At 59.9% G+C, this 13,655-nt stretch carries 14 protein-coding genes, 2 tRNA genes and 1 pseudogene; 8 read left to right on the forward strand and 9 right to left on the reverse strand.

Annotated elements, in window-relative coordinates; genetic code table 11:
• The first annotated feature begins 194 nt into the window (after positions 1 to 194).
• Positions 195 to 674 carry a hypothetical protein gene (locus tag HEP69_RS05260; protein WP_290557512.1) on the forward strand — a complete coding sequence of 160 codons (480 nt, stop codon included), beginning with the start codon at positions 195 to 197 and terminating at the stop codon, positions 672 to 674.
• Between the two features lie 82 nt (positions 675 to 756).
• The gene (locus HEP69_RS05265; protein WP_290557513.1) at positions 757 to 1,815 is read left to right on the forward strand and encodes a Fic family protein; all 1,059 of its coding nucleotides are present in this window, start codon (positions 757 to 759) and stop codon (positions 1,813 to 1,815) included.
• Between the two features lie 105 nt (positions 1,816 to 1,920).
• Here HEP69_RS05265 and HEP69_RS05270 read toward each other — a convergent pair whose 3' ends face one another.
• The 3 genes and pseudogenes from HEP69_RS05270 to HEP69_RS05280 form a co-directional block, all read right to left on the reverse strand.
• A complete protein-coding gene (locus HEP69_RS05270; protein ID WP_290557514.1) occupies positions 1,921 to 2,541 on the reverse strand; it encodes a LysE family transporter in 621 nt (206 codons plus the stop codon).
• A gap of 17 nt (positions 2,542 to 2,558) precedes the next feature.
• Positions 2,559 to 3,506, reverse strand: coding sequence for a DMT family transporter (locus HEP69_RS05275; protein ID WP_290557516.1), 948 nt, complete (start codon positions 3,504 to 3,506; stop codon positions 2,559 to 2,561).
• A gap of 136 nt (positions 3,507 to 3,642) precedes the next feature.
• A pseudogene (locus HEP69_RS05280) lies at positions 3,643 to 4,569 on the reverse strand (AAA family ATPase); the annotation flags it as partial.
• A 23-nt stretch (positions 4,570 to 4,592) separates the two neighbouring features.
• On the opposite strand from HEP69_RS05280, the gene HEP69_RS05285 reads away from it, so the two are divergent.
• Positions 4,593 to 4,919 carry a very short patch repair endonuclease gene (locus tag HEP69_RS05285; RefSeq protein ID WP_290557580.1) on the forward strand — a complete coding sequence of 109 codons (327 nt, stop codon included), beginning with the start codon at positions 4,593 to 4,595 and terminating at the stop codon, positions 4,917 to 4,919.
• A 94-nt stretch (positions 4,920 to 5,013) separates the two neighbouring features.
• On the opposite strand, the gene HEP69_RS05290 is transcribed toward HEP69_RS05285, so the two are convergent.
• A tRNA-Asn gene (locus tag HEP69_RS05290) sits at positions 5,014 to 5,088 on the reverse strand.
• Between the two features lie 104 nt (positions 5,089 to 5,192).
• Entirely contained in the window at positions 5,193 to 6,104 is a 912-nt protein-coding gene (locus HEP69_RS05295; protein WP_290557517.1) for an MBL fold metallo-hydrolase, read from the reverse strand.
• A 39-nt stretch (positions 6,105 to 6,143) separates the two neighbouring features.
• Between HEP69_RS05295 and HEP69_RS05300 the strand changes: the two genes are divergently transcribed.
• Positions 6,144 to 7,454, forward strand: a complete 1,311-nt coding sequence (locus HEP69_RS05300) for an ATP-binding protein (RefSeq protein ID WP_290557518.1) — start codon at positions 6,144 to 6,146, stop codon at positions 7,452 to 7,454.
• A 413-nt stretch (positions 7,455 to 7,867) separates the two neighbouring features.
• Here the strand turns inward: HEP69_RS05300 and HEP69_RS05305 are convergent.
• Positions 7,868 to 7,944, reverse strand: a tRNA-Ile gene (locus tag HEP69_RS05305).
• Between the two features lie 121 nt (positions 7,945 to 8,065).
• Between HEP69_RS05305 and purM the strand changes: the two genes are divergently transcribed.
• From purM to rnd, 3 genes are all read left to right on the forward strand, one after another.
• Positions 8,066 to 9,115, forward strand: a complete 1,050-nt coding sequence (gene purM, locus HEP69_RS05310) for a phosphoribosylformylglycinamidine cyclo-ligase (protein WP_290557519.1) — start codon at positions 8,066 to 8,068, stop codon at positions 9,113 to 9,115.
• A complete protein-coding gene (gene purN, locus HEP69_RS05315) occupies positions 9,112 to 9,714 on the forward strand; it encodes a phosphoribosylglycinamide formyltransferase (RefSeq protein ID WP_290557521.1) in 603 nt (200 codons plus the stop codon). Before purM ends, purN begins: the two co-directional genes overlap by 4 nt.
• Before the next feature lie 156 nt (positions 9,715 to 9,870).
• The gene (gene rnd, locus HEP69_RS05320; RefSeq protein WP_290557522.1) at positions 9,871 to 11,028 is read left to right on the forward strand and encodes a ribonuclease D; all 1,158 of its coding nucleotides are present in this window, start codon (positions 9,871 to 9,873) and stop codon (positions 11,026 to 11,028) included.
• A gap of 16 nt (positions 11,029 to 11,044) precedes the next feature.
• Here the strand turns inward: rnd and HEP69_RS05325 are convergent, their stop codons facing one another.
• Positions 11,045 to 11,578, reverse strand: a complete 534-nt coding sequence (locus tag HEP69_RS05325) for a hypothetical protein (RefSeq protein WP_290557523.1) — start codon at positions 11,576 to 11,578, stop codon at positions 11,045 to 11,047.
• Between the two features lie 136 nt (positions 11,579 to 11,714).
• Between HEP69_RS05325 and HEP69_RS05330 the strand changes: the two genes are divergently transcribed.
• Entirely contained in the window at positions 11,715 to 12,128 is a 414-nt protein-coding gene (locus tag HEP69_RS05330) for a SufE family protein (RefSeq protein ID WP_290557524.1), read from the forward strand.
• Positions 12,129 to 12,177: 49 nt separating this feature from the next.
• Here HEP69_RS05330 and HEP69_RS05335 read toward each other — a convergent pair whose 3' ends face one another.
• Together HEP69_RS05335 and HEP69_RS05340 are read right to left on the reverse strand one after the other, a co-directional pair.
• Positions 12,178 to 12,828, reverse strand: coding sequence for a DUF1638 domain-containing protein (locus HEP69_RS05335; RefSeq protein WP_290557525.1), 651 nt, complete (start codon positions 12,826 to 12,828; stop codon positions 12,178 to 12,180).
• Between the two features lie 71 nt (positions 12,829 to 12,899).
• The gene (locus tag HEP69_RS05340) at positions 12,900 to 13,598 is read right to left on the reverse strand and encodes a B12-binding domain-containing protein (RefSeq protein ID WP_290557526.1); all 699 of its coding nucleotides are present in this window, start codon (positions 13,596 to 13,598) and stop codon (positions 12,900 to 12,902) included.
• Between the last annotated feature and the right edge of the window lie 57 nt (positions 13,599 to 13,655).

The raw sequence follows: 13,655 nt of genomic DNA on the forward strand, positions 1-13,655 counted from the left end.
CCCCCCTCAGGGGGGTCGGGGGCAGGAACTTCCCCGAAATGTTCGACGCAATCGCACAGGTCTGCGATCTCTACTCGCCACAGGAGTGCTGGAATTACTGCAGGGCTGCCGGGTATGTCTCAAGTTAATGGCGGGAGACTTTAGCGGTTTACGATACCGCTGTTGTCGAAGCCTTGATGGAAAATGATCGCCTTTTGGCGCTTGTTCAGGCCGAAAAAGACGCGCTGCTGGAGCAAGCCTATGTCATGGAAGATGGGCGTCGCGTCTTCCGCACAGAAGACGGCGGTCAGGTTTTTGACGAGTTTGGTCAGGAAGTCGGTGCCATGGAGATTGATCCGATGATGATCCCCGACACCGCACCCACCTGGGAAACTTATTCCGTCCCGTTCAATGAGGAAATCCGACTGCAAGCCGAGCGCACCCAGATTCTTGAGTACCAGCAGCAACTGGATGACGCCCGCGAAGCGCTTGAGAGCGGCGATATCACAAAGGCAGAACTGGAAGACCTGCAAACAAGCTTGGCGGAGGACATGCCCGATGCTGTTCGCGTTCAACTGCCGACAGATCACCCAACCGCTGCGCTGGAGCAGGCCGCCGAGGTATCAGCACCTGCCGTAACGACACCCGATATTTCCGATCTTCAAGGATTTGCGATGCCTACACCCGGGGGTTAACTTGTGGGTGTTTATGGGTAAAATTTCGGGTGCATAGCCATGAAACTTGCATTTATGGATATTTTTGGGTACATTATTGGGTATGAGCCTGAACACTGACACCCTCACAATCACACCAGATATCCTCGCCATCATAGCAGAAATTGACGAATTTAAAGGCGCATGGAGAGCTCTTGGCACGCTCGCGCCTGAACGGCTTTTGGCCCTGCGCCGCGTGGCAACCATCGAAAGCATCGGGTCATCGACACGGATAGAAGGCAGTAAGTTGTCCGACAGCGAGGTGGACAAGCTGCTATCCAATCTGGAAATCCGACAGTTCGACACTCGTGATCAGCAAGAAGTTGCAGGTTATGCCGAGACCATCCAGACGATTTTTGACAGCGCTGACGCCATCGCCCTGACCGAAAATCACATCAAACAGCTTCATCGAGATTTACTGACATATTCGGAAAAGGATGCACGTCATCGCGGGGAATATAAATCCAACCCCAACCCCAATCATGTCAGCGCGTTCGATGAAAGTGGTAAGGAAATCGGCGTCGTGTTCCAAACCGCCAGCCCATTCGATACGCCGCGCCTGATGGAAGAACTGGTGGCATGGGCCAACAAAACTCTGGATGAAAAATCACTGCACCCGCTTTTGGTGGCTGCGATCTTCACCGTGGTCTTTCTTGAAATCCACCCGTTTCAGGACGGGAACGGGCGGTTGTCTCGCATCCTGACTACGCTGATCCTACTGCGCTGCGGCTATGAATACGTGCCCTACAGCTCACTGGAAAGCGTGATTGAGCAAAGCAAAGAGGGCTACTACCTTGCCCTGCGACGTACCCAAGGCACGATCCGAACCGATACACCCGACTGGCAGCCCTGGCTAATCTTCTTCCTGCGCGCCCTACAACAACAAAAGGCGCGACTGAAAATCAAGATGGAGCGGGAAAAGTTGCTTATGGCCAAGCTGCCCCCTTTAAGTGTCGAAATCATCAATCTTGTGAAGAAGCACGGCAGCCTGAAAAACGCGCAGATCGTTGAGCTAACAGGGGCCAACCGAAACACCGTGAAAAAGCATCTCGCAGACTTGGTGTCTGCAAATCATCTGCAGAAGCAAGGGGTTGGAAAGGGGACGGTATATCTGACTACTTGAGAAGCGCGAGACCAGTCATTCAAATTTAGCGCGGCGAAAGAACGGGGTGAGCCTAGACCCACCGATGCTGTGAGCGCACGGGTGGCTGCATCTGCAAGCTCGCCCTTATCTGCTGTCCCACGCCAGACGTAGACCAAGGAAAATCAGAACGCCGCCGCAAAGCTGATCAACGTACTTCGAAACAGATATGTATCGGGCCTGAACATGCGATGCAGAGAAGCTGATGGCAATCAAGACATGCCAGACCAATGACATGGCTGCGATAGCTCCGACCAGCAGAGCCAAGACCCAAACCGGCATGTCTGGCGTTAGGAATGCAGCAAAAACGCTGGCATAGTAAGCGGCGGATTTCGGATTGGTCATATTCACAATCAATCCGCGCCAGAATCCGCGCGCTCCGCTTGCAGCATTGGTTGTCCGGTTTGCGTTTGGCTGAAACCCTTTCGAGCGTAACAGCTTGATCCCGAGATAAATCAAATAGGCGATGCCCAGAACTTTCAGCACGAAACCGAGCAGCGGTAACGCTTCAAACACCGAGGCAATGCCAAGCGCCGCCGCCCCGGCCCACGCAAGTGACCCCATTGCGATGCCGCAAGCGGTCCAGACGGCATGACGGCGCGATTTGGATACCGCTGCGGAGGTTGTCAGCACGAAATTCGGGCCGGGGCTGATGAGTGCGAGAAAATCAACAAACAGGATCGCGGCAATGATGGGTAGAAACTCCATAGTCCTCTCTCACGGTGTCATTTTGAGCCGGAGCTTAACACCGCTCCCACGATTGCAAAGAGCCCGCCCACGACCGTTGCGATGGTAACAACACCAAGGCCGAATACGGCAAGCAACATCATGGCAACCAATGGCGTCAGAAACGCCAAGCTGGAGATCGTTGCGGCAGAGCCTTCTCGCGTGGCCTTGTCCCAGAAGATATTCGCAACAGTGAATGGGCCAATGCCCATCAGAACGATAGCAAGCCATTGACCATTGGTCGGCCAATAGGCCGGTTCAAGAATGAAATGTGCGGCGAGTGCGGCAATACCGGCCAGCCCGAGTGAGGGGCCGACAACATTCGTTTCGACTTGTGCGAGTGAGCGGCCAACAGAATAGATTGCAAACGTAAGCGCACCACATGCACCAAGGAGCACACCGATCAGATCAAGGCCACCGCCCATCTGCGGAGACAAAGCGACAGCAACACCAATAAATCCGCAGGCGATACCTAAGGTCTGAAGCAAGGTAGGCGCGCGCCGGTGCAAAACGGACGCCAGCCCGACGAGAAAGACAGGCCACAGATAGTGCACCACATTGGCCTCCGCAGGGCCGATCCGGGCGATTGCCGCCAGATAGAACGCATTGTTGCCCATCAGACCGATGGCTACAAACGCCAGCGTTTTAATCGGCACGGTCGCAAAGGAGGTGAGCGCCTTTTGCTTGGCAGCCAGCACAAATGAAAACAGAAAGCCAATCAATGCCGATGCGCCGAGAACCAGCAAAGGAGGAGCCGGATAGGCAATTGTCGCAAGCGCAGGCCAGCTCGCCCAAAGCACCACGGCTCCGCCGACAAGGGCGTATGTCTTGGCCTTAGGCCCACCGGAGAAGGTCGAACGGGCCCACGCTTTGAACTGGCCAAACCCGCCTTGATGTGTGGCAGTTAACGTCCCATCGATATGCATATCGGCAATATCCTGCTTCATTTGTCCGAACGATGCAGCCTGAAGAGAAATTGTGCAATCGGTCTAACTGCATGGAAGCCGACATTTGAGCGGATGCAGCGAAATGCAACTTCTGTCCCGCATTGGGTGAGTACGAATTCATGATTCTGAACGGCTGCTATCTTGAACGCGCAGGCAGTTTGGCACTAAAGTCTGTCAGAGCGGAAATGGTCGGTTCCTGACTGATCTGCTTTCTTTTGATCTCGGGCGCGGTGTAGAGCGCGGTTTCTGTTTTGTGTCGGGTCAGGGCGACATAGGTCAAGTTCGCGTCCATCGTTCGGCTATCAAGCACAAAACTTCGATCCACGGTGCAGCCCTGCGAACGGTGAATGCTAACCGCGAAGCCATGATCGATGGCGGTAAACGTCTTTGGCGCAAAGGTAAGCGTCTGCACTGCGCTGTCTCCGTTTGGATCGAGCGAGATAGTTAATTGTCGGTGGCCAACCTTTGTCACGGTGCCAAGCATGCCGTTCCGCACGTTGAGCGTGGCATCATTGCGGGTGAATAGAAGACGATCACCCGGGGCGAAACTGCGCGGGCCATGATCCGTTTCGAACAGGGTTTCTGTCTTCGTTTTGCCATTGGCCCGGCGGGCGGATTTGATCGCTTGGTTGATCGCATGCACGTCTTTGCGGCGGTGCGCCAAAGCAAGTCGTGAGGATTTGGGATTGTCTTGCCAGTCCGCCATGTAGTCATCAACGAGCGCTGCGATGGCATGTTCACGGGATTGGTCACTGTGGACGCTGCCATGATTCGAATAGGCCGCAATCGCCATTTCCGTTTTACCATCGGCCAGATTGCACGAGGCTTGCCGTTGCCATTCTGAGGCTTGACGACGAATTTCAACCAAGCGCGCCGCGCCGTGCGTTTCAACGATCTCTTTGAACGGAGTCCCGGCTTCAATAGGTTGGAGCTGATCCGGATCGCCTACAAGAACTAGCTTGCAACCACGTTTGCGCAAGCCTTCGGCGACACCGGCCATCTGCCTTGTTCCGACCATACCTGCTTCGTCGATAACGACGATATCGCCAGCGCCGACGGGCTCAAACCCGTTTTTCCAACTGGTTCCTGCACGCCCGTGGTCTGCGCTTCAGGCTCCACCGCAAGGGCCTGCCGGGTCGGCCAGACCTTGTGTTCCCATCTCGCAAACTCGTCGTCTTCGTCCACGGTTGCTTTTGGCACCAGCATTCCGGATGCAAGCGGGCGAAGCTGCCGGAGACGCGTGCCGACTTTTGGCGGCAGAAGATGAAAGCGAACGTCGATAGAGACGCAGCAGCGATGGGCGCGCTGAAAGATGCAGGCTGGACCGCACTGGTCGTGTGGGAATGCGAAATTGGCCCCGAGACGCTAGAGACTCTTTACCAACGCATCAGTGGAGCGCCCCTAAGCTGCTGATCTCCCGGACGAAGACTTACGGTCGAATACTGTACTCCTTCTGTACCCATGCTCTGAAAGCATGACAAAAGTCAGTCTAAGTGCTTGTTTTTATTGGCTCCGGCGGTAGGGATCGAACCTACGACCAATTGATTAACAGTCAACTGCTCTACCGCTGAGCTACGCCGGAACGGTTTGGGCGATATAGCAACCTCTTTTTGGCAGGTCCAGAGGGCAGATGCGCAAATCGGTCGATTTTTTCCTGTGCGGTCGCGATGGGTGGCGATGCGCGGATCAAGTCATTGAAAAGACCGCGTTCACCGAGAGCTCGGTTGCGGAAACCTTTGATTTCCCATGAAGATCAATGAGATGGGCAAAGACGTTGCGTTCGGCCGCAGGGATCAGGGCCGACGGCGTCTGGGTATAGATCGCCTCGGCCAGGTCGCGCGCGGTGGCGGGCGCGCTTGAAAGCGTTTCAAGGATGGCCGTTTCACGTGCCAGCCGATGGTGCACCAGCCAATCCAGGCGGTCATGCGGTGCCGTGACCGGGGCGCCGTGACCGGGGTGGAACACATCCCAGCGCCGCGACTGGAGCCGCGCGCAGGAGGCCATGAAATCGGTCAAATCGCCATCCGGGGGCGAGACCAAGGAACTGGCCCAGCCCATCACGTGATCGGCGGTAAAGCAGGTCTTGTCCCAGCCCAGGGCGATGTGATTGCCGATATGTCCAGGCGTGTGGATCACGTCGAGCGCCCATCCAACGCCTTCGATCCGGGCGCCGTCGCCGACCGTTTCATCCGGGGCAAAGTCAGTGTCGACGCCTTCACCGCCCCCTGCCAGCCCACCCGCCGCCAGATCCCTCATCACCGCACTGCGCCCGGCCTCGGCGTTGCCAAAGGCGAGGATCGGCGCGCCGGTCCGTTCGGCCAGAGGGCGGGCGAGGGGCGAGTGGTCGAGATGCGTGTGGGTGACGATGATGTGGCTGATCTGCTGGCCGGGATGTAAGGCCGTCAGGATGGCGTCGAGATGCGCCGAAGAGGCCGGACCGGGGTCTATCACCGCCAGATCGGTATCGCCCAGCAGATAGGTGTTCGTCCCGCGATAGGTCATCGGTGAGGGATTGGGCGCCACGATCCGGCGCAGGCCGGGCGCCAGGCCCTCGGGAACGCCGATCGGGGGGGCAAAATCATCGGGCGGGGTCTGCATGGTCTTTCTCTCCGCTATGGCACCTTGTAGGTTCGGTGCATGGCAATCGGTTGGCTCAAGACATATCTGCCTCGCGGGCTTTATGGGCGGGCCGCCCTGATCCTGATCGTGCCGGTTGTTGTTGTGCAACTGGTGGTGTCGATCGCCTTTATCCAGCGTCACTTCGAGGATGTCACGACTCAGATGACGCAGACCGTGATCCGTGAACTGCGGTTGGTGCTGGACACGGCCGATCGGGCGGCCGGCCGGGGGGATGCGCTGGCGCAGATCGCGGCCTTTGCTACGACGCTGCAACTGGATGTCACCTTTGATGCGCCGCCGATGGCCGATCAGATCCGCTGGTACGATTTTTCAGGCCGGGTGATGATCCGCACGTTGCGCGCGGCGCTGCCGCAGATCGGCCCGGTGCTGTTGCCCGACAACCGGGTTGTGGTGGTGCGGGCCGAGACTGACCTGGGCCCCTTGCGGATCGTGTTCGACCGGCGGCGGGTGTCGGCGTCGAACCCGCATCAGCTCTTGGTGACAATGGTATTCTTTGGCGGCCTGATGACGGTGATTGCCTATCTCTATCTGCGCAATCAACTGCGCCCGATCACCCGGCTGGCCGATGCGGCGCAAGCGTTCGGTCGGGGACGCCATGTCCCGTACGCGCCCCGCGGCGCAGTGGAAGTGCGCACGGCAGGGCACGCGTTTCTTGACATGCGCGCGCGGATCGAGCGGCAGATCGAGCAGCGCACGCTGATGCTGTCGGGGGTCAGCCACGATTTGCGCACACCGCTGACACGCCTGCGGCTGGGCCTGGCAATGATGGATGAGGAGGAGGCCGAACCGCTGCTGCGCGATGTCAATGACATGGAACGGCTGGTGGATGAGTTTCTCAGCTTTGCCAAGGGTACGTCCGAGGGGGAGCCCGAGCCGGTCGATCCAGCGACCCTCCTGCGGTCGGTGGTCGAGGATGCGCGCCGCGCGGGTCGAAAGGTCGATATCGCCGAAACCCAGGGCACGGGAGAGGTGATGCTGCGCCGGGGCCCGATCCGCCGCGCGCTGGAAAATCTGATTGGCAATGCGGTGCGCTATGGCTCCAGGGCCGAGGTCTCGATGGTGCTGACCGACAAATCCCTGCGCTTTCGCGTGGAGGATGACGGGCCGGGCATTCCCGAAGACAAACGCGGTGAGGCGATCAAGCCCTTTGCGCGGCTGGATCCCGCCCGCAACCAGGACAAGGGTTCGGGCGTCGGTCTGGGCCTGGCGATCGCCACGGATATCGCCCGGGCCCATGGCGGGGTCTTGCGGCTGGGGCAGTCGGACCGTCTGGGAGGTCTGCGCGCGGATATCGTGATCGCGGTCTAGGGACCAGGGTGAGGGCGGGTCTTCTGCCGATGCCGGCTCTGGCACGCGGCGTTGTCGCGGGCGGCCCGAAGAACAAAGGACTTTGCGCTCTTTCCGGGGCCATCCGTTTCGCCGATTTGCAAGGTCTTGCGGCCGCTTTTTCATAGGGATCCGCGACCGGTCTGAACTGTGGAGCGCCTGGCCTAGGCCGGATGCGCGGCCCTTGAGGTGATGTCGATCGCCGGACACCGAAACATCAAAGAGGTGGAAACCTACTGCGTCGGCGCGAACAAAAAACGTCTGGTGAACCCTGCAATCATCAAGCTGAAAGGTGCCACATGAGAACACATAAAAACAGAAATTGACCAACGCCCCCGTGGAGGTAGACAGTTTGCCCTGTAAGGCATTGAAATGCCTTTTGTGGGCGTGGAGCCTGGTAGGCCCGGAGGGACTCGAACCCCCAACCAAAGCGTTATGAGCGCTCTGCTCTAACCAATTGAGCTACAGGCCCGCCTGATCGCGTGCGTATCATGACGGCGGCGCGCGTCAAGCCTTTGCGTGGAATGCGCGTTGCATGACAAGGGCCAATCGTCTAACCCGCCCCGAAAGGCTCCAGCGGAGAGGATGCGTCGATGAGCGAGGGCAAGAACGGGCTGACCTATGCCGAGGCGGGGGTCGATATCGCGGCCGGAAACACGCTGGTGGAGCGGATCAAACCGGCGGCGAAATCCACCAACCGTTCCGGCGTGATGACCGGGCTGGGCGGCTTTGGTGGTCTCTTTGATCTCAAGGCCGCGGGGTTTGAGGACCCCATTCTGGTGGCCGCCACCGATGGGGTCGGCACCAAGCTCAGGATCGCGATTGATACCGGTCACGTGGACGGCGTGGGCGTCGATCTTGTGGCAATGTGCGTCAACGATCTGATCTGCCAGGGTGCGGAGCCTTTGTTCTTTCTCGACTATTTCGCCACCGGCAAGCTGGCGGTGGATCAGGCGGCGCGGATCGTCGAGGGAATAGCGGCAGGCTGTCGCGCCTCGGGATGCGCGTTGATCGGCGGCGAGACGGCCGAGATGCCGGGCATGTACCCGCCCGGCGATTTCGATCTGGCCGGCTTTGCCGTGGGCGCGATGGAGCGCGGGCAGCACCTGCCGCGTGAGATCGGTGAGGGAGATGTCTTGCTGGGGCTCGCCTCGGACGGGGTGCATTCCAATGGGTACTCATTGGTGCGTCGGGTGGTCGAGATGTCCGGCCTAGGCTGGGACGCCGCGTGCCCGTGGGATGCGCAGATGACACTGGGTGCCGCCCTCCTGACGCCGACACGTCTTTACGTGCGCCCGACCTTGGAGGCGTTGCGCGCCGGACATGTCAAGGGGATGGCGCATATCACCGGGGGCGGCCTGACGGAAAACGTGCCCCGGATGCTGCCCGACGGGCTGGGGGCCGAGATTGATCTCGAAGCCTGGCACGTTCCGGGGGTCTTTCGTTGGCTGGCGGAAACCGGCGGGCTGGCCGAGGCTGAACTGCTCAAGACCTTTAACGCGGGGATCGGGATGGTTCTGGCGGTCCCGGCCGACCAGGCCGAGGCGGCCTTGATCCTCTTGCGCGATCACGGTGAGGATGTCTGCACGCTGGGCCATGTGGTTGCGGGATCCGACGTCACCTATCGGGGCGCGCTTGGGTGAGCAAACGGGTTGCGATCCTGATTTCGGGGGGTGGCTCGAACATGCTGGCCTTGCTCGACAGCATGACCGGGGATCATCCCGCACGGCCCTGCCTGGTGATGTCCAACGATCCCGACGCCCCCGGTCTGGCGCGCGCGGCAGAGCGTGGGGTGCCCGTGGCCGCAGTTGACCACCGGCCCTTCAAGGGTGACAGACCGGCCTTTGAAGCGGCGCTGATGGAACCGCTTGTCGCCGCGCGGCCCGACATCCTGTGCCTCGCGGGGTTTATGCGGGTGCTGACAGAAGGGTTTGTCAGCCATTGGCAGGGTCGTATGCTGAACATCCACCCGTCGCTTTTACCCAAATTCAAGGGGCTGAACACCCATGCGCGCGCATTGGAGGCGGGCGAGGCTGAGCATGGGTGCAGTGTACATGAGGTCACCGCAGCCCTGGATGACGGCCCCCTGCTGGGTCAGGCGCGTTTACAGGTCTGTCCGGGCGAGACGCCCGAGGCGCTGGCTGGACGGGTTTTGCGGCTGGAGCATCGCCTCTATCCGATGGTGCTGCGCCGGTTCGCGGCAGGCGAGCGCAAGCCGGTGATGCTGACAGAAGGCGACTGACCCGGTCCCTTGCACCGGTTTGGTTGAGCAGCTAAAGCCATGGGCGGTATCCAAGCCTCTGTGCAAACCGATCCTTTTGGCCTAGTCTGGAACAAAGCGGGGCCGCGTGTCCGGCAGAGGCCGGCAGAGTATGAAGAAGAACAAAGACACGGGCGAATGAAAACACTCACCACGACCGAACAGCTTGTCCAGTTCTGCAAGAGGGCACGCAGCTTCGATTACGTTACCGTCGATACCGAGTTTCTGCGCGAGCGGACCTATTATTCAAAGCTCTGCCTGGTGCAACTGGCCTATCCATCGGATGAAGAGGGCAGCGCGGTTCTGGTCGATCCCTTGATCGACGGGCTGTCGCTGGAGCCGCTCTATGAGCTTTTTCGCGACGAAGGCGTGGTCAAGGTCTTTCATGCGGCCCGTCAGGATCTGGAGATCTTCTATTTCGATGCGGGCGTCTTTCCCAAGCCCCTCTTTGACACTCAGGTCGCCGCGATGGTCTGTGGCTTTGGCGAGCAGGTGGGATATGAGACATTGGTTCGCAAGATCGTGCGCAAGCCTCTCGACAAGTCGTCGCGGTTCACCGACTGGTCGCGCAGACCCTTATCGGACGGCCAAAAGACCTATGCGCTGGCGGATGTGACCCATCTGCGCAATATCTATGATCATCTGGCGGCCGAGTTGAAACAGACTGGGCGGGCCCATTGGGTGGAGGAGGAGCTGCAAATCCTGACCAACCCGGGGACCTATGAGATCCCGCCAAACGAGGCGTGGAAGCGGATCAAGACGCGGTCGAACGCGCCGCGGTTCCTGGCGGTTGTGCGCGAGTTGGCGGCCTTTCGGGAGACCTATGCCCAGGAGCGCAACATTCCGCGCAACCGGGTGTTCAAGGATGACGCGTTGGTGGAGCTGGCCTCCACCAAGCCGAAATCGACGGCGGATCTGGGACAGCTGCGGCTCTTGCTGCGCGAGGCGCGCAAGGGGGCGATTGCCGATGGGATCATCGATGCGGTGGCGCGGGGTCTGTCCTGCCCGCAAGAGGATCTGCCGATTGCCGATCAGGGGCGCGGCAAGGTGCAGGTGAACCCGGCCTTGGCGGATCTGTTGCGGGTGCTGCTCAAGGCCAAGACAGAGGCGTCTGGGGTCGCGGCCAAACTGATCGCCACCAGCTCGGATCTGGATGCGATTGCGGCAGGATTGCGGGACGTGCCCGCCCTGATGGGGTGGCGACGCGAGGTCTTCGGGGAAGAGGCGCTGCGCCTTTGCGAGGGGCGCATCGCACTGGCCGCACGCGGTCAGACCGTCAAGGTGATCGACCTTTGATCTGCGCGTGGGGGGCTTAGCGTCTGCGGGTCTCGCGGGCGTTGCGGGCGCCCTCAACCCGGATGACCCGCACTTGGGACAGCACATCGGCACTGATGGAGTGCGCGACCGTCACCCGGCGGGTGCGCTCAGGCCCGATGGCTGTCTCCCGCGTCGGATAGACGATATCGAAACTGTAGCTGAGTACACCGTCGACCGGCTCATCCTCCAGGGTGGCGGGGGTGAGTTGCACGTCATAGGGGCCTTGGCGCGCGGCGATCCCTTCGACCAGAATGATCGCACCGGTGCGGGTGCGCTCGATCCGCAGATCCGTGATTTGATCGATCGGAATGCCGGCATAGACCTCGTCGGGGCGGCTGAAAATCCCCGAACGCTCGCGCGGGACCAGGGGATTGGCTTCTTCGTCGGGCGTTGTGGCCACTTCGCGGCTGCCACCGAACCAGTTGAACGGGTTCAGGCGCGACTCCCGAACCGTGCCGCATCCCACCAGCACAAAGCTTGTGAGGATCAGTGCAAGGACCGGTTTTTTGGCGATCGTGGTCTTGGTCATGAAATCCTGCCCTGGCATGTCTTTACCCAAGGGGTTAGCGCATCGCGCGCGCGTTGAAAAGCATCAAGAGCGGACTGGACAGAGCGGATCGACCGACATAGGTCAGGCTCGACACAGCGACAGACGGGAAACGCCGATGGCCCAGGACGCCTTTGAGGAACTTGTCGAGGATTTCGAATTTCTGGATGAATGGGAAGACCGTTACCGGTATGTGATCGAGCAGGGCAAGGCGATGCGCCCGCTCGAAGACGCGCTCAAGGTGCCTGCCACCAAGGTGACGGGATGCGCCAGTCAGGTCTGGTTGCATCCGGTGATCAATGACGGACGGTTGCATTTCGATGGCGAAAGCGATGCGATGATCGTAAATGGATTGATCGCGGTTCTCCGCAGGCTCTATAACGGGTTGGCGCTTGCCGAGGTGCTGGAGGTTGATGCACGCGCCGAAATGGGCCGTTTGGGGTTGAACGATCATCTCTCGGCGCAGCGCTCAAATGGGCTGAAGTCGATGATAGCGCGGATCCGCGAGGTGGCAGCGGCCGAGTTGGCCTGAGCCGGTTTCGAATTTTCCTGCGAAAAATCCGACCGGCCAAAATCCTTATCTAAGGATTTTGGTCCGCCCAGCGATCCAGCGTCCGCTCCAGATCGCCATAGCCTGTCGGACGCCGTTCAAAGTCGAGATCCAGCCGCCTGGCGCAGTCCTGGGCGCGGGCAGTGAGATCCGGATCGTCCGTTTGGGCCTGATACACCAGCTTGGTGTAATGCGCGAAATAGGTCGCGCGCAGATCGGGATGCCGGTCGAGCCCAAGCGGTTTCCAGACAAAGGCATCGAACTGGCGCACCAGAAAATCTGTCAGATAGAACGCCGTGATCTCGTCCTCATGCGCGCCAAAGGCGGCATTGCCTTCAAAGAAGCTATAGCAATGCGGCCCCGCGATCATCTCTACCCCCAACCTGTCGCAGGCCGCCTGGAGGTGTCCGCCGGTGCCGCAATCAGCGTAGGCCACGTAAATCGCGCGATATGCCTTACGGTGTCTCAGCACCGCCTCTTCGACGGCGCCGGTGATCCGTTCGGGGTGGTTGTGCAGGATCGCAGGCAGACAGGTCAGGTCGATATGGTCCCACCCGTTGGCCGATTTCAGATCGAGGATTTCCCGTGCCAGGGCGCCGCAGGCGATCAACAGGATTTGTCCTGCGCCATCGGCTCTTAACCCGTCGCGGGTGAGGGTGGCATCATCGGGCACCTTGTCCATATCGGTTGCCTTCGCCGTGTGGGACGGGCCTTACCGGCGCGGGGTGAGCCGTGCCGCGGGCGCTTGGGTGGTCAGGCGCTCATCTGATTGTGCTTGCGCCCGACAAATTCCTTGGCCGTCTCAACCGCGACCGCGGCATCCCGGCAATAGGCGTCCGCGCCGATGGCTTTACCGAACTCTTCGTTCAGTGGCGCGCCGCCGACCAGAACGATGTAATCATCACGAATGCCCTGTTCGACCAATGTGTCGATGACAACCTTCATATAGGGCATCGTCGTGGTCAGCAGCGCCGACATGCCCAGGATATCGGGCTCTTCGCTCTCCAGCGCTTCGAGGTAGTTCTCGACCGGGTTGTTGATCCCCAGGTCGACCACCTCGAAACCGGCACCTTCCATCATCATCGACACAAGGTTCTTGCCGATATCGTGGATGTCGCCCTTGACCGTGCCGATCACCATCTTGCCGACACGCGGCGCGCCGGTCTCGGCCAGCAGCGGTTTGAGGATGAACATGCCGCCCTTCATCGCGTTGGCCGCCAACAGCACTTCGGGCACAAAGAGGATCCCGTCGCGAAAATCGTCGCCGACGATTTTCATGCCGCCTACCAATGCCTCTGTCAAGATCTTGTAGGGCGCCCAGCCGCGTTCGAGAAGGATGTTCACGCCTTCCTCGATCTCTTCCTTGAGACCGTCATAGAGGTCGTCGAACATCTGTTGGACAAGTTCAACGTCGTCCAGTTCGGACAGGATGATGTCGTCTTCATCGGACATGTCGCGTGTTCCTTCTGTTGCGGCGCACCGGCGCATACAAGCATTGCAAGCTTGTCT

Source organism: Aestuariivita sp. (assembly GCF_021404545.1).
GTDB lineage: Bacteria > Pseudomonadota > Alphaproteobacteria > Rhodobacterales > Rhodobacteraceae > Aestuariivita.

What these genes read in the sequence shown, in the direction of transcription:
- HEP69_RS05300 (WP_290557518.1), top strand. Translation starts at nt 6,144, where the DNA reads ATGGCAATCGGTTGGCTCAAGACATATCTGCCTCGCGGGCTTTATGGG.
- HEP69_RS05340 (WP_290557526.1), bottom strand. Translation starts at nt 13,598, where the DNA reads ATGTCCGATGAAGACGACATCATCCTGTCCGAACTGGACGACGTTGAA.
- purM (WP_290557519.1), top strand. Translation starts at nt 8,066, where the DNA reads ATGAGCGAGGGCAAGAACGGGCTGACCTATGCCGAGGCGGGGGTCGAT.
- HEP69_RS05295 (WP_290557517.1), bottom strand. Translation starts at nt 6,104, where the DNA reads ATGCAGACCCCGCCCGATGATTTTGCCCCCCCGATCGGCGTTCCCGAG.
- HEP69_RS05330 (WP_290557524.1), top strand. Translation starts at nt 11,715, where the DNA reads ATGGCCCAGGACGCCTTTGAGGAACTTGTCGAGGATTTCGAATTTCTG.
- HEP69_RS05325 (WP_290557523.1), bottom strand. Translation starts at nt 11,578, where the DNA reads ATGACCAAGACCACGATCGCCAAAAAACCGGTCCTTGCACTGATCCTC.
- HEP69_RS05275 (WP_290557516.1), bottom strand. Translation starts at nt 3,506, where the DNA reads ATGAAGCAGGATATTGCCGATATGCATATCGATGGGACGTTAACTGCC.
- HEP69_RS05270 (WP_290557514.1), bottom strand. Translation starts at nt 2,541, where the DNA reads ATGGAGTTTCTACCCATCATTGCCGCGATCCTGTTTGTTGATTTTCTC.
- rnd (WP_290557522.1), top strand. Translation starts at nt 9,871, where the DNA reads ATGAAAACACTCACCACGACCGAACAGCTTGTCCAGTTCTGCAAGAGG.
- HEP69_RS05335 (WP_290557525.1), bottom strand. Translation starts at nt 12,828, where the DNA reads ATGGACAAGGTGCCCGATGATGCCACCCTCACCCGCGACGGGTTAAGA.
- HEP69_RS05265 (WP_290557513.1), top strand. Translation starts at nt 757, where the DNA reads ATGAGCCTGAACACTGACACCCTCACAATCACACCAGATATCCTCGCC.